This is a genomic window from Paracoccaceae bacterium (assembly GCA_019454225.1).
Classification (GTDB): domain Bacteria; phylum Pseudomonadota; class Alphaproteobacteria; order Rhodobacterales; family Rhodobacteraceae.
In genome coordinates this window covers 1-12,732 of sequence record CP075370.1, presented here as the reverse complement: position 1 = coordinate 12,732, position 12,732 = coordinate 1, and the positions used below count along the sequence as shown (strand labels likewise).

At 69.4% G+C, this 12,732-nt stretch carries 16 protein-coding genes; 10 read left to right on the top strand and 6 right to left on the bottom strand.

The window, feature by feature from the left end:
- Positions 1 to 45 precede the first annotated feature (45 nt).
- From KF887_00080 to KF887_00040, 9 genes are read left to right on the top strand one after another with little or no spacing between them, the layout of a single operon-like run.
- Complete coding sequence (locus KF887_00080) at positions 46 to 426, top strand: FlgB family protein (GenBank protein ID QYK41583.1); 381 nt, start codon at positions 46 to 48, stop codon at positions 424 to 426.
- 2 nt (positions 427 to 428) lie between these two features.
- Complete coding sequence (gene flgC, locus KF887_00075) at positions 429 to 809, top strand: flagellar basal body rod protein FlgC (protein ID QYK41582.1); 381 nt, start codon at positions 429 to 431, stop codon at positions 807 to 809.
- A 7-nt stretch (positions 810 to 816) separates the two neighbouring features.
- The gene (gene fliE / locus KF887_00070) at positions 817 to 1,104 is read left to right on the top strand and encodes a flagellar hook-basal body complex protein FliE (GenBank protein ID QYK41581.1); all 288 of its coding nucleotides are present in this window, start codon (positions 817 to 819) and stop codon (positions 1,102 to 1,104) included.
- A 2-nt stretch (positions 1,105 to 1,106) separates the two neighbouring features.
- Positions 1,107 to 1,376 carry a flagellar biosynthetic protein FliQ gene (locus KF887_00065; protein QYK41580.1) on the top strand — a complete coding sequence of 90 codons (270 nt, stop codon included), beginning with the start codon at positions 1,107 to 1,109 and terminating at the stop codon, positions 1,374 to 1,376.
- Positions 1,376 to 2,086 carry a flagellar hook-basal body complex protein gene (locus tag KF887_00060; protein QYK41579.1) on the top strand — a complete coding sequence of 237 codons (711 nt, stop codon included), beginning with the start codon at positions 1,376 to 1,378 and terminating at the stop codon, positions 2,084 to 2,086. Before KF887_00065 ends, KF887_00060 begins: the two co-directional genes overlap by 1 nt.
- A gap of 9 nt (positions 2,087 to 2,095) precedes the next feature.
- The gene (gene flgG / locus KF887_00055; protein QYK41578.1) at positions 2,096 to 2,881 is read left to right on the top strand and encodes a flagellar basal-body rod protein FlgG; all 786 of its coding nucleotides are present in this window, start codon (positions 2,096 to 2,098) and stop codon (positions 2,879 to 2,881) included.
- A complete protein-coding gene (flgA, locus tag KF887_00050; protein ID QYK41577.1) occupies positions 2,881 to 3,297 on the top strand; it encodes a flagellar basal body P-ring formation protein FlgA in 417 nt (138 codons plus the stop codon). Before flgG ends, flgA begins: the two co-directional genes overlap by 1 nt.
- Positions 3,298 to 3,311: 14 nt before the next feature.
- Complete coding sequence (locus KF887_00045) at positions 3,312 to 4,031, top strand: flagellar basal body L-ring protein FlgH (protein QYK43369.1); 720 nt, start codon at positions 3,312 to 3,314, stop codon at positions 4,029 to 4,031.
- 7 nt (positions 4,032 to 4,038) lie between these two features.
- Positions 4,039 to 4,491, top strand: coding sequence for a flagellar basal body-associated FliL family protein (locus KF887_00040; protein QYK41576.1), 453 nt, complete (start codon positions 4,039 to 4,041; stop codon positions 4,489 to 4,491).
- A gap of 6 nt (positions 4,492 to 4,497) precedes the next feature.
- Here the strand turns inward: KF887_00040 and KF887_00035 are convergent, their stop codons facing one another.
- From KF887_00035 to KF887_00010, 6 genes are all read right to left on the bottom strand, one after another.
- Positions 4,498 to 4,809: a hypothetical protein gene (locus tag KF887_00035; protein QYK41575.1), complete on the bottom strand. Its 312-nt coding sequence runs from the start codon at positions 4,807 to 4,809 to the stop codon at positions 4,498 to 4,500.
- The gene (locus KF887_00030; GenBank protein QYK41574.1) at positions 4,806 to 5,894 is read right to left on the bottom strand and encodes a flagellar biosynthesis protein FlhB; all 1,089 of its coding nucleotides are present in this window, start codon (positions 5,892 to 5,894) and stop codon (positions 4,806 to 4,808) included. The genes KF887_00035 and KF887_00030 overlap by 4 nt, the downstream gene beginning before the upstream one ends.
- Positions 5,891 to 6,577 (bottom strand): flagellar biosynthetic protein FliR, encoded by a 687-nt coding sequence (locus KF887_00025; GenBank protein QYK41573.1) that lies wholly within the window; start codon positions 6,575 to 6,577, stop codon positions 5,891 to 5,893. The genes KF887_00030 and KF887_00025 overlap by 4 nt, the downstream gene beginning before the upstream one ends.
- Positions 6,578 to 6,660: 83 nt before the next feature.
- Positions 6,661 to 8,730: a flagellar biosynthesis protein FlhA gene (locus KF887_00020; protein ID QYK41572.1), complete on the bottom strand. Its 2,070-nt coding sequence runs from the start codon at positions 8,728 to 8,730 to the stop codon at positions 6,661 to 6,663.
- On the bottom strand, positions 8,727 to 9,353 hold the full coding sequence (locus tag KF887_00015; GenBank protein QYK41571.1) for a lytic transglycosylase domain-containing protein: 627 nt from the start codon (positions 9,351 to 9,353) through the stop codon (positions 8,727 to 8,729). Before KF887_00015 ends, KF887_00020 begins: the two co-directional genes overlap by 4 nt.
- A gap of 100 nt (positions 9,354 to 9,453) precedes the next feature.
- Positions 9,454 to 11,703, bottom strand: a complete 2,250-nt coding sequence (locus KF887_00010; protein QYK41570.1) for a hypothetical protein — start codon at positions 11,701 to 11,703, stop codon at positions 9,454 to 9,456.
- A 257-nt stretch (positions 11,704 to 11,960) separates the two neighbouring features.
- Between KF887_00010 and KF887_00005 the strand changes: the two genes are divergently transcribed.
- On the top strand, positions 11,961 to 12,732 hold a 772-nt coding region (locus KF887_00005), incomplete at its 3' end, for a transposase (GenBank protein ID QYK41569.1).

Below are 12,732 nucleotides of genomic sequence, written 5' to 3'. Positions count from 1 at the left end.
AATCGCTCTTAAGCCTTGGTGAAACAGGTCGAGGGAGAAGCCCCGATGTTCGAGAAGCTGAAGCTGACCGCGATGGCACAGGCCCTGGCCGCCCATTCCGGCGCGCGCACCGGTGTCGTCGCGCAGAACATGGCCCATGCCGACACCCCCGGCTACAAGGCGCGCGACGTGCCGGAGTTTGCCGCCGTCTGGCACGAGAGCGCCGATCTGCGGGCGACACGACCGGGCCACCTGACCGGAGGCGCCGGAGCGCGACCTGCCGAACCCTTTGCCGATTTGCGGTTCGGCGCCCCCAACGGCAATACCGTCTCGCTGGAGGCCGAGATGGTGAAGGCTGCCGAGGCACGGCAGTCGCACGACATGGCACTGGCCATCTATCGCAGCACGTCCGACATCATACGGTCGGCGCTCGGGCGGGGGCGCTGATCGTGGCCGATCTGATACAGGCACTCGGACTGTCCGCCTCGGGGATGGAAGCGCAGGCGCAGCGGCTGCGCCACCTGTCCGAGAACATCGCAAATGCCGATACGCCGGGATACCGGCGCAAGACTCTGGGCTTCCGTGCGGCGCTGGACGGCAACCGGGTGGAAGCGGGGCCTGTGCGGCTCGATCCGCGCCCCCCCGCCCGACTGTACGATCCTGGTCACCCGATGTCGGACGCCGAAGGTTACCGCGACGGCTCGAACGTGGATCTGATCATCGAGATTGCGGACTCACGTGAGGCACAGCGCAGCTATGAAGCGAACCTGCGCCTGTTCGACCAGGCCCGCCAGATGACGCAGAGCCTGTTCGAGCTTCTGCGCAGGTAAGTGCACCATGGATATCCGCAGTTCACTCGTCGCCCAATCCTATGCCCAGGCCCGGGCAGCGGCAGCCCCGGCAGCCTCCGGCCCGGCCGACGCCGGCTTTGCCCGCATCGCCGGCGGCTTTGCCGAAACCCTGACACGCGCCGAAACGACTGCCCGCGCCGCGATGACGGGCACTGCCGACCCGCACGCGCTGGTCGAGGCGCTTGCGGCCTCGTCCCTTGCGGTCGAGACTGCGGTGACGGTGCGGGACAAGGTGGTCGAGGCCTACCAGGAAATCCTGCGGATGCCGGTGTGACCATGTCCGACGCGCTGATTTTCGACACCCTGAGGCAGGCGTTGTGGATCGCCGTGCTGATCTCGACGCCGATGCTTGCGGCCGCATTGGTTGTCGGCCTCGTCATCGGCCTGTTGCAGGCGCTGACCTCGGTGCAGGAGATGACATTGACCTTCGTGCCCAAGGTCGGCGCGATGATCGCGGTGTTCTGGGTTTCGATGAGCTTCATGACTGCGACGCTGGTTGCGTTCTTTTCCGATCGCATCGTTCCCCTGATTGCCGGAGGACCGTGATGGACGCGGCCGTCTATGCGACGCTGACCCGCCAATCCGGTCTGATGCGCGAAATGCAGATCGTGGCGAACAACATCGCCAACCAGTCCACTGCCGGTTTCCGGCGCGAGGGAACGGTCTTTGCCGAACACGTCGCGCGGCTGGACGACGGACCCTCGCTGTCGATGGCCCATGCCACGGCCCGCCACGTCGATCTGACGCAGGGCGGGCTGACACAGACCGGCGGCGCCTTCGACCTGGCGATCCAGGGCGACGGGTTCTTTCTGGTCGAAACGCCGCAGGGCCAGCGTCTGACCCGGGCAGGTGCGTTCTCCCCTGACGCGCAGGGCGAACTCGTGACCGCCGATGGGTATCGGCTGCTCGACATAGGCGCCGCCCCGGTATTTCTGCCGCCCGATGCGGGGCCGGTGGGCATCGCGGCGGATGGCACCGTTTCGGCCGGGGGGCAGCCTCTGGCGCGCATCGGCCTGTGGGCTCCGTCCGATCCTGTCGCGCTGCGGCATCAGAGCGGCCTGCTGTTCGACGGTGGGGTGCTGCAGCCGGTGGACGGTGCCGCCATCCTGCAGGGCTTTCTGGAGGATGCGAACGTGAACCCGGTGGCCGAGATCGCACGGATGATCGCCGTGCAACGCGCCTATGAGCTGGGTCAGGCCTTCCTCGACAACGAGGACCGGCGCGTCCGCGCCGTAACCCAGACGCTCGGCCGATAGGAGGTCCGGATGAAAGCTCTCCAGATTGCCGCCAGCGGGATGAGCGCGCAGCAGATGCGTGTCGATGTGGTTGCCAACAACCTCGCCAACATGTCGACCACAGGCTACAACGCCCGCCGCGCGGACTTCGCCGACCTGCATTATCAGCAGATGGCCCGCCCAGGTACCGTGGCGGCCGAGGATGGCACGATGCTGCCAACCGGTATTCAGATCGGCCTCGGCGTGCGGCCGGCGGCGGTTTCGGTGATGCTCGCGCAGGGACCTCTGGCACAGACCGGCGGGGACCTCGACATCGCGATCGAAGGCAAGGGATACTTGGAGGTCACGCTGCCCTCGGGTAGCCCTGCCTATACCCGCGACGGATCGCTGAAACGATCGGCGGAAGGACTGATCGTCTCGACCGATGGCCATCAGCTGAGCCCGGGGATCACCATTCCGCCCGAGGCCCGCAGCCTGTCGATCAATGCGGCGGGCGAGGTGTGGGCCTATTTCGCGGACCGGGTGGAACCGGAAAGCCTTGGCCAGATCACGCTGGTCGGCTTTGCGAATGACAAGGGGCTCGAGGCGATCGGATCCAACCTCTACCTTGAAAGCCCTGCCTCGGGGCCGCCCGCGACCGGAACTCCGGGCGTGGATGGCCTGGGAACGCTTCGGCAGGGATATCTCGAGGAAAGTTCGGTTGACGCCGTGCGCGAGGTGACCGAGCTGATCAAGGCGCAGCGCGGATACGAGCTGAACGCCAAGGTCATCACGGCCGCAGACCAGATGCTTTCGGCTACGACGCAGGTGCGCTGATGCGGTGGATATGCCTTCTGTTCCTTCTCTCCGGTCCGGCTGTCGCGGACAGCCTCGTTGCCTCGCGGACGATCCGCGCTGCTGCGGTGATCGGGCCGGAGGATGTCGCTCTTTCCGCCGCCGACCAGCCAGGCGCGCTGAGCGATCCGGCCGATGCGGTGGGGCTGGAGGCGCGCGTCACCATCTTCGCGGGGCGGGCGATCCGCGCGGGCGATCTCGCCCTGCCCGCAGTGGTCGAGCGGAACCAGATCGTGCCGCTGCTCTTCCGGTCTGACGGCCTGGTGATCCAGACCGAGGGCCGCGCGCTGGGGCGCGGCGCGGTGGGCGATACGCTGCGGGCGATGAACCTCACGTCACGGGTTGTGGTGGCAGGCCGGGTGGCACCGGACGGCACGATCCGGGTTGGAGACCGGTGATGACGGACATGCAGATGATGCGGTGGCTCCCCGTGCTGCTCTGCATGGCGGCATGCGGCCCGTTGCGCGACGTGGGCAGGGCGCCCGCATTCACCGCGCTGGAGGGAAGCTATCAACACCATGCGATGTACGCGACGCCCCTGCCGGAAAGCCTCGATCAGCCCGGGCCGGGTACGGGGTCGTCTCTGTGGTCGGCCTCGTCGTCGTCGCTGCTCGGAGACCGCAGGGCTGCGCGACGGGGCGATATCCTGACCGTCGTGATCGAGATCGACGATCGCGCCGAGATATCGAACGCGACCGACCGGAGCCGGTCGGGGACGGACCGCATGGGAATCCCGTCGCTCTTCGGCATTCCGCAGCGGATCGACCGCAAACTACCCGAGGGCGCCAGCATGGCGGAGGCGGTGGATGCCTCGTCGGCCTCGACCTTCTCGGGTGACGGATCCGTAGCCCGGAAGGAGCGTCTGAAGCTGCGCGTCGCCGCCACGGTGGTCGAGGAGCTGCCGAACGGCGTGCTGCGCATCGAGGGCTCGCAGGAGGTGCGGGTGAACTTTGAGCTGCGGGAACTGGTCGTGTCGGGCTATGTGCGCCCGGCGGACATATCGCGGCAGAACGAGATCGCCTATGACCGGATCGCGGGCGCGCGCGTCAGCTACGGTGGACGCGGCCAGATCACGGATGTGCAGCAGCCGCGTTGGGGCCAGCAGGCTGCCGATGCGATCCTTCCGTTCTGAGGTGGCGATGCGCGGGCTGGTGCCCTTCGCCCTCGGGCTCATCGGAATTGCGGCGGGTGGCGGCGCAGGCCTTGCGCTGCGTCCTTCGCCGGATGCTGGCGAGCAGATCCTGGCGGCGGCGCCAGAACCAAGTGCGCAGCCTGAATATGTGAAGCTCTCCAACCAGTTCGTCATTCCGGTGCTGGAGGGCGGCCGGGTATCGGCGATGGTGATCCTGTCACTCAGCCTGGAAGTGGCGCCGGGCAGCACCGAAGCGGTCTACGCCCGTGAGCCCAAGCTGCGCGATGCCTTTCTCCAGGTGTTGTTCGACCATGCCAATGCGGGTGGCTTCCGCGGGTCCTTTACCGATGGGTCGAACCTGATCATCCTGCGCGTTGCCCTGCGCGAGACGGCGGCGCGCGTGCTGGGATCGTTGGCCACCGATGTCCTGATCTCGGACATCGTGCGCCAGGACGCCTGACGCCGGTCAGCGCTTCCGGGCCAGGGCATCGGATCTGCCGACCGCCTGGGCGGCGGCGGCGCGCGCCTCGATCCAGACTGCGGTCTGGCCGGCAAGCGCGAGGTTGAGCTCGGTCCGTTGCCTGGCGGCCCATGTCTGGTGGCGCAGCGCATTCACATGATCCGCGGTGTCGGCGTCGGCTGCGATCTTCGTCGGCGCAAGCGCTGCCAGCGCGGCAAGCGAACTGTCCCGTGCCTTCGCAGCAAGGCGCAGGTCGGACAGCGCACGGTCGCGCAGAAGATCGGCGACCATCGCCAGGCGTTCGACACGGTCGGTCATGGCGCCGTCCGTCGCCACAGGTTGCGGCGGCGCATGGCCTCGGCGAACCGAATGGCCGCGGCGACCGCCTGATAGTGCTCCGGGCGGATCTCCGCACCGATGTCCACGGTTGCATGCAGTGCGCGCGCCGTGGCCGGATCGCGATGCAGGGGAACGCCGTGCTCGGCCGCGCGGCTGCGGATGCGGGCCGCCACCTCGTCGACGCCCTTGGCCACGCAGACCGGCGCGCGGCGTGCGGCACGATCCCATTTCAGGGCGACGGCGTAATGCGTGGGGTTCACAACGACGACGTCGGCCGTCGCGACGTCGGCGATCATCCGGTTTGTCGCAATGTCATAGCCACGTTGCCGCCGCCGCGCCTTCATGTGCGGATCACCCTCCGCGCTCTTCATCTCGTCCGCCATTTCCCTGCGCGACATGCGGTGCGATCGCAGGTGATCGGCACGCTGCCAGAGGTAGTCGATCAGACCGAGCGCCGCCGCCAGCATGCAGACCGGCCACAGGAAGACCGCCAGCTGCCGCATCAGTTCTGCCGCCGCGATGCCTGGGGCGAAGGAAACCGTTGCGGCGATACGTCCGGCTTCCGCCATCAGGAAGGTGCCGAGGATCACGCAGGTCAGGGTGAGCTTGGCCGTGCTCTTGGCGAACTCGAACAGGCCCCGGCGCCCGAACTTGTTGCGCAGGCCGGCCAGAGGGGAAATACGGTCCAGCCGGGGGGCGAGGTTTCCGGGTGTCACCACCACCGCGCGCTGCGCGACGAGCGCAAGCCCCGCCGCTGCCCCGGGTATCAGGAAAATCGGGGCCACAGCGAGCATGGCGGAGCCGATCAGGCCACCCAGCGGGGCAGATGCCGCCTGCGACAGGGACGGCGCCAGCCGATCGGCCTGCGCCAGCAGGACCATGCCCAGGTCGCCGAGGCGCTGCGCGGCATTCGCGCCGAACGCTGTGGCAGCCAGCGCGAAGCCGGCATAGGCCGCGGCCGTCGTCAGGTCGGGTGATCGCGCGAACTGGCCCTTTTCCCGCGCCTCCCGCAGCCGCTGCTCGGACGGGTCGAACTCCTTTTCGGCGGCGCTCTCCTCGGTCACGGCGCGGAACCTGACTGGCCGAAGGGCGTGGCGAGGTGATCCTGCATCGCGCCGAGCCAGACCGAGAGCAGAAGCGGGGCGACCACCGCCAGCAGAGCAAGGCCACCCAGCGTCAGCGCGGGCGCGCCGACAAAGGCGACCATCAGTTGCGGCATCGCGCGGTTGATCACGCCCAGTGCCAGATTGTAGACCGTCGCCGCGATGACGAATGGCGCGGCGAGCGTGAAGGCCAGCCCGAAGCTCTGTGCCACGCGGGCCAGGCCCCAGGCCGCCATGCCGGCGGCATCGGGCATCTGTCCCGCAGGTACAATCTCGTATGTCCCGATGATGAGCCGCGCAACGTTCACATGCAGCCCCACGCTGACAGCCAGCGCCAGACCGGCCATTGCCAGCAGGTTCGCCATCGCCGGCTGGGGTTCGCCGCCGACCCCGCCGAATACCTGCGAAAGCGATGTCGCGGTGGCGGCGATGGTTCCGGCCACCTGCAGCGCCACGATCATCAGCCGCAGGCCCGCGCCCACCGCCAGACCGGCCGCCACTTCGACCCCGATCGCCATGAAGCCCGGGGCGGGTAGCGGCCGGTCCGTGATCGCCGGGGCGCAAACCAGCGTGAAGGCCAGCGTCAGGGCCAGGCGGATCCGCACCGGTACTGACTGTTCACCGAATGCCGGGAGGAGGGCCATGGATGCGCCGACCCGCAGGAACACCAGAAAGGCCGGCCACGCGGCCGCCTGTCCGATGCCCGCGAGGTCCGCCGCGATCCCGTTCACGCCGGGACCTGGCCCAGGAGGGCTGGTCGGGCCTCGACCCCGATCTCGTCATAGGACAGGACCGGCGCCGACAGGCCCTTCGCTGCCATCACCGTCCGCAGGAACCGCCGGCGCAGGGTGGACGTGACGATAGCCGGGCTTACCCCGGTTTCGGCCGCACGGTTCAGCCGGTCCGCGATACCTGCGGCGAGCCGACCGAAAACCTCGGGCGGCAGGGCGACGTCACGCGTGCCGCGGTCGCCGTCGATCTGGTGCGCGGCAAAACTGCGCTCCCATTCGGGCGCGAGCTGGATCAGCGGGATCGTGCCGTCGTCACGCTTCAACTCGGCGACGATCTGGAAGGCGAGCCGTTGGCGCACATGCTCGCAGACCGCCTCCGCTCCTCCCAGGCCGCGCCCTTCTGCCACCGCCTCGAGGATCAGGGGCAGGTTGCGGATCGAGACGCGTTCTTCCAGGAGCAGCCGCAGGACGGCAAGCAGCAGGTCCAGCGGAACCTTTTCGGGGATCAGTTCGTCGAGCAGGCGTCTGTTCGCCGCCGCGCGCTCCGGGTCCGAGAGGTTGACGAATTCGTCGAGCAGCCGCCGCAGGCCCCGCAGCGTCAGCAGTCTGCCAAGATTTCCGCGTATGACCTCGAGCATGTGCGTCGCGAGAACTTCGGTCGGTGTCACAACGGTCAGGCCCGCAAGTGCGGCCGCCTCGTGATCGTCCGGAAGTATCCAGCGGGCGGCGGCGCCGTAGACGGGTTCGCGCACATCCTCACCGGGCGGCGGATGGGTTCCGTCGGACAGCAGCACCAGCACCCGGTCCGGCATCAGCCGGTCGCGCACCCGCTCCACGCCCTGCAGGCGGATCCGATAGGTGCCCGGCGGCAGCATCGGTTCATCGGTCAACCGGATTTCCGGAAGGATGAGGCCGTAGCCGGCGGCCACATGCTGCCGCATGTTGCCGATGCGCGTGTCGAGCCCGGTCGCCGGATCGAGCACCATGGCCACGAGATTGGGCGCAAACTCGATGTGGATGTCGTCGAAGTCGAGCACGTCACCCAGCGGCCGCCCCCGCGTCGTGGCGGGTTCGGGCGTGTCTGCAGGCTGGGGCAGGGCGGCCCTGCGCGCGACCATCGCCGCGGCGGCGCCAAGCGCCAGCGCACCCAGCATGAAAGGCACGAACGGCAGTCCCGGAACCAGCGCGAACAGCGCCATCAGCACCGCGACCGTGCCCAATGCACCGGGATACCGGCCGAGTTGCGCGAAGAACGAGATGTCCGCCGCCCCGGTCGCGCCACCCCGTGCCAGGAGCAGGGCGGCGGCGATCGAGATGATCACGGCCGGGATCTGGCTGACGAGGCCGTCGCCGACCGTCAGGATCGCGTAGGTCTCAAACGCGCGAGCCATGGGCATGCCATGCACCAGCGTGCCGATGATGAGACCAACGACGATGTTGAGCAGGGTGATCAGCAGGCCGGCGACCGCGTCGCCCTTGACGAACTTGGACGCGCCGTCGAGCGAGCCGAAGAAGTTCGTCTCGGCCAGTTCGCGTTCACGCCGCGCCTTGGCCTCGGCATGGTCGATGGCGCCCGCCGACATGTCGCTGTCGATGGCCAGCTGCTTGCCCGGCATCCCGTCCAGGGCGAAGCGCGCGCCCACCTCGGCCATACGCCCGGCCCCCTTGGTGATCACGACGAAGTTCACGATCATGAGGACGCAGAAGATCACCACGCCGATCAGCACGGACCCGCCCATGATGAAATTCGCAAAGCCCTCGATGACCTCGCCCGCCGCATCCGTTCCGGTGTGGCCCTGCCCGATGATCAGCTTGGTCGAGGAGACGTTCAGCGACAGCCGAAGCATCAGCGACGCGAGCAGTATCGTCGGGAAGGCCGAAAAATCGAGCGGGCGCTCGATGAACAGCGTGACGGTGAACATCAGGATGGCCAGCGCGAAGGACAGCGCAAGACCGATATCCAGCAACCATGCGGGGACCGGCAGCACCATCATGACGATCACGGTCATGAGCGCCAAGGCAAGCAGCACCGTGGGCCGAAAGAAGGCGCGCAGGTACAGGGTCATGAACCGGACCCGATCAGCGGCCGCAGGCGCCGGTCGAACCGGATGAGCGGCTCTGTCCGCCTTTCTGCAGGTGGCGGCTCATGTTCGGCCACGACCTGTTGGGCCGAGGCGTGCAATGCCTCAAGCCGACGGACATAGGATTCGGCGCGGTCCGGATCGCGCGAATGGTACTGCCCGGCAGCGCGCCGCCAGTCGCCGGTTCGGGCATGGAGGTCGCGCAGGTAGCCGGCGGCGTGGCGCGCGTTGGTCAGCGGGTCGAGCAGCGCGGCGGCGGCGGGATAGGCGGCGCCGTGCCAAAGCAGGTTTATCTGGAAGCAACCCACGTCGATGTTCGTCACCCCGACGGCCTGCAGGTCGGCGAGTTGCCGTCGCGCCTCGTCCTCGGTGGAGGGATGGCGGCCCTGGCCCGCGGCATTCAGTGCCCATGGCCAGCCTTGCGGGCCCCGTCCCCTGCCCCGGCCGGACTCGGCCGCGAGTATGGCTGTCAGGATCGGCAACGGCACCCCGGTTTCCGCCGCCGCGGTTGCAGCGGCCGCCTCGCACAGCGCTGCCGGACCCGCTTCAACCGTCGTGTGGGCAGCCGTCGCCAGCGCCGCGAAGAGCAGCCAGGACGATCTCGACATGCTGTCCTCCCGTGGTGTCGCCGCGCCGCATGCCGCGGTCGGTGGTGGCCTGCAACGGAAGCTAGGGCGCGAATCTTGCCAACCCGTTAGCGTTGCCGGGTCAGGGCCCGGGCGGCACCTGCGTTGCGGCCAGAAGTGCGCCGAGGATCGCGCGGGCCGTACCGGATTCGTCGCGCAATGCCCAGCCTCGTGCCAGCGGTCCGTCGCCCGCGATCGTCGGCTCGCCCGCCAGCGCCGCCGCGGCCGACCAGCTTGTTTCGTCCTCGATCGCTACGATCTCCCACTGAGCGGCGCGGCGGGCCCGTCGGGCGGTGGCGGTCGCATCGGCGACGGTCTCTGTTTCCGCGACGGGGGATTGCCCCGGCGCCATGGGCACGACCGGAAGCGCAAGTCGCAAGGCCGCCGCGTCGCGCAGGGGTGCCGCTTCATCCGACTCCAGCCCCGCGAGGTCGCGCAGTGCGGCGCGGGGATCGCCCGCCGCCAGATGCGCGCGCGCCAGAAGCAGCGCATCCGCGGCGCGGGATTCGCCCCTCGTGCGCCGCGCCGCCGCGAGCCAGGGCAGCGCCGCATCCGGAAATCCGAGCGCGATCAGCCGTTCGGCAATGGCGCGATCAGTCGCGGCGGAAACACCGGATGGCAGGTCGATGTCGGCCCGTATCGCATGGGCCATGAACAGACCGTCATCATTGATGTGTGCAACGAGGTCCCAGACCCGGGCAACCGTCGCCGCATCCCTGCCGGCAAGCTGCAGCGCCCGGTCCAGATTGCCCGCCATGGCATGGGCGGCGGCAAGTTGCCGCGCAAGTTCCGCCGCCAGGTCGGTTCCCCGGTGTTCCGTCAGCATCGCCTCGGCCGCTGTCATCGTTGAGGCATCGGGCGCCGTGCCTGCGGTCGCTGCCGTGCGGATCGCCAGTGTCACCGCACGGATGCCGTCGGGCCCTGGCGCAGCCTGCAGCCCCGCAAGGGTTGCGGTGTCCGGCGCCTGCCCCCCGGCCTGTCCGATCTCCATGCCCAGCAGGTCGGTGGCTGCGGTTGCGCCGTCCGGTGCCCGCAGGATCGCCTCACGCAGGGACCGCGCCGTCTCGGTGTCGCCCTGCGCCAGGAACCGCTCGGCAAGCATCGGACCGACGTGACGACGCAGGTGCAGCGGCAGGCCCGAGAAGGTGCGCAGTACCGCGTCACGCGCCACCGCATGGCCCGGCGGGCCGGGCAGCGCCAGAACCGACCAGAGCGCGGCGGCGCCGTCGCAAGTCTGCATTCCCTCCAGGGATCGGAGGTCCTGCGGTGGCGTCTCGCCGTCCACCAGATGGCCGAGCAGCCGCAGCAACGGCGCATCGGGCACCTGGTTGCCCGTCGCCTCGATCAGGCGCCGCGCCTCGGCGCCAAAGCCGATGTGCAACAGATAGCGGACGGCCGACGCCGTCGCGTCCGTATCGGGGCGGTCGAACTCGCCGAACGTTCGTGCGACGCGCGGCCCGATCGCAAGGGAAACGGGCTGCGTGTCGCCCCAGCCCGCCAGATCAAGCGCGGTGTCAGGCAGGCAGCGGCGTCCGGCATCGGTGAGGTTGCCGGGATCGGCGCGGTTGCCGGTTCCGTCGGGACTGCCGGCATCACCGATCCGCAGTTGCGGCAGGTCCCCCAGACCGGCCGTCCGTGGCAAAGGACGTTCCTGCGGCAGCCTCATGTCCACGACGCCGCGCGCCGCGCCGCGCCCCAGTTCGGCAAGCAGGGCTGCCCGGATTTCGTGCAAGGCATCGGGTGCCGCAATCTCTCCCGGGAGCGAAGGGATCGGCGCGGTCGCCTGTGCTTCCGCCGGCGTCCCGGCCCGGTCCGCCATGGCATCCAGCCAGTCGTAGCCTGCGGCCGCCCCGTCCGCGCCCCACGCGGCCGGCCGGCGCCGCGGCCGCATCGCGTCACGCGGGGTCAGGGCCGCCATCACTGCACCGTTCTTGTCCGTCTCGAAGACAGAACCCGGGGGCGGCGGGCCGTCATGCAGGTCGATGACCAGGATTCCGGGGCGGAATTCGAAGGCTGTGGCGTGACATCGGCAGCCGAGGCCGAGCTGCAGCCATCCGGTTGCAGGCTCCGCCCAGATCGCGGCCAGGCGGGTGCGGGGTATGAGCCTGAACACCCCGGCCAGATCGTATCGCGCCGACCGGTCGAGCCGCAGGGCATAGCCCTGGTCGGTGCGCCAGAGGTGCCATCCGGTGCCCTGGGGCAATGTCAGGACCAGCCGCGAGAACCCCTCGTGCTCCCCCGAACGAACGGGGATCGTCTGCGCCATGGCGGCCGACCAGCCGATGACCAGGATCAGCACTGCGGCAAGCCCGGCAGCACGGTGGGGTGTCATGCCGCCCTGCCCTTGTTCTGCGCTTCGGCTTCTGCCGTTCCGGGGGCATGTTCCGGGGATGGCAGGGACGCGGGGACGCGTATCATGCAGGCTGCCCGCGATGGCTCAGATGGCATCTCCCCCCGCTTCCGAGGTCCGTTTCGACCGCTGGTCTGGCTGCGCGATCCCTCGCCCCGCAGGGCGACGACGGCGAGGGCGGGCTGCCCCGGAGGGACACCGCGACGGAGGGAGGAACGGATCTCTTCATCGGGATCGACGTGGCCAGGGATATCCAGCGGGCGTGCGTCATGGACCGCAACGCGCGGGTGCTGTTCGGACATGCGGTGGACAATGATCCGTCCGCAATCGGGTCGTTGATCGGCGAGATCGAGACGCTGGAGGCCCGGGCCACGCGGACCGCCGTCGACATGCTTGGCGGTGCGGCGCGCCCCGTCTGCACGATGTTCGCCGAGGCCGGGCTGCCGCTCGTCCACACGCCGGGCCTGGCGGTGAACCGGGCGCGGCGGGGCATCCGGCGTGGCAAGCGCAAGTCCGATCAGAAGGACGCGGCCGTCATGGCCGAGCTGGCCCGCGCGCGGCCCGATCTGCCCGCGGCGGGCCCGCCCGATCCGAAGGACGCCGAGATCCGCCTCCTGGTCAGCCGCAGCTGTGAGCTCGTCACCAGGCAGGCCCGGCGCGCGGCACGCCTGCGCGACCTGCTTTCCGGCCTCTTTCTGGCGCTGAAGCGGCGCATCGACCCCACCACCCGCACCGGTCTCGTGCTTCTCAGCCGCTATGCCGCGCCCGATGACATCCACGCCGCCGGGGCGAAGCGCTTCGTCCGCAGCCTGACCAGGCCGGCGACTGGCATGCGCGGCCTCGAGGGCCTGGCCAAGGACGCCGTCCGGGCCGCTCAGGCGCAGGTCGTCACGATCCCGGGGGCCCGTCTGCGGGCCGAGATCTTCGCCGACATCGACCGTGAGGCGCTCGTCACCTGCGACCGGCTCAAGGGCACCGACATGGCGATCCGGGAGCGGCTTGCGACCCACC

Bases quoted from the DNA above. Each gene is read 5' to 3' on its own strand.
- KF887_00080 (QYK41583.1), top strand. From the start codon at position 46: ATGTTCGAGAAGCTGAAGCTGACCGCGATGGCACAGGCCCTGGCCGCC.
- fliE (QYK41581.1), top strand. From the start codon at position 817: ATGGATATCCGCAGTTCACTCGTCGCCCAATCCTATGCCCAGGCCCGG.
- KF887_00065 (QYK41580.1), top strand. From the start codon at position 1,107: ATGTCCGACGCGCTGATTTTCGACACCCTGAGGCAGGCGTTGTGGATC.
- KF887_00060 (QYK41579.1), top strand. From the start codon at position 1,376: ATGGACGCGGCCGTCTATGCGACGCTGACCCGCCAATCCGGTCTGATG.
- flgG (QYK41578.1), top strand. From the start codon at position 2,096: ATGAAAGCTCTCCAGATTGCCGCCAGCGGGATGAGCGCGCAGCAGATG.
- flgA (QYK41577.1), top strand. From the start codon at position 2,881: ATGCGGTGGATATGCCTTCTGTTCCTTCTCTCCGGTCCGGCTGTCGCG.
- KF887_00045 (QYK43369.1), top strand. From the start codon at position 3,312: ATGATGCGGTGGCTCCCCGTGCTGCTCTGCATGGCGGCATGCGGCCCG.
- KF887_00040 (QYK41576.1), top strand. From the start codon at position 4,039: ATGCGCGGGCTGGTGCCCTTCGCCCTCGGGCTCATCGGAATTGCGGCG.
- KF887_00035 (QYK41575.1), bottom strand. From the start codon at position 4,809: ATGACCGACCGTGTCGAACGCCTGGCGATGGTCGCCGATCTTCTGCGC.
- KF887_00025 (QYK41573.1), bottom strand. From the start codon at position 6,577: ATGGCCCTCCTCCCGGCATTCGGTGAACAGTCAGTACCGGTGCGGATC.
- KF887_00020 (QYK41572.1), bottom strand. From the start codon at position 8,730: ATGACCCTGTACCTGCGCGCCTTCTTTCGGCCCACGGTGCTGCTTGCC.
- KF887_00015 (QYK41571.1), bottom strand. From the start codon at position 9,353: ATGTCGAGATCGTCCTGGCTGCTCTTCGCGGCGCTGGCGACGGCTGCC.
- KF887_00010 (QYK41570.1), bottom strand. From the start codon at position 11,703: ATGACACCCCACCGTGCTGCCGGGCTTGCCGCAGTGCTGATCCTGGTC.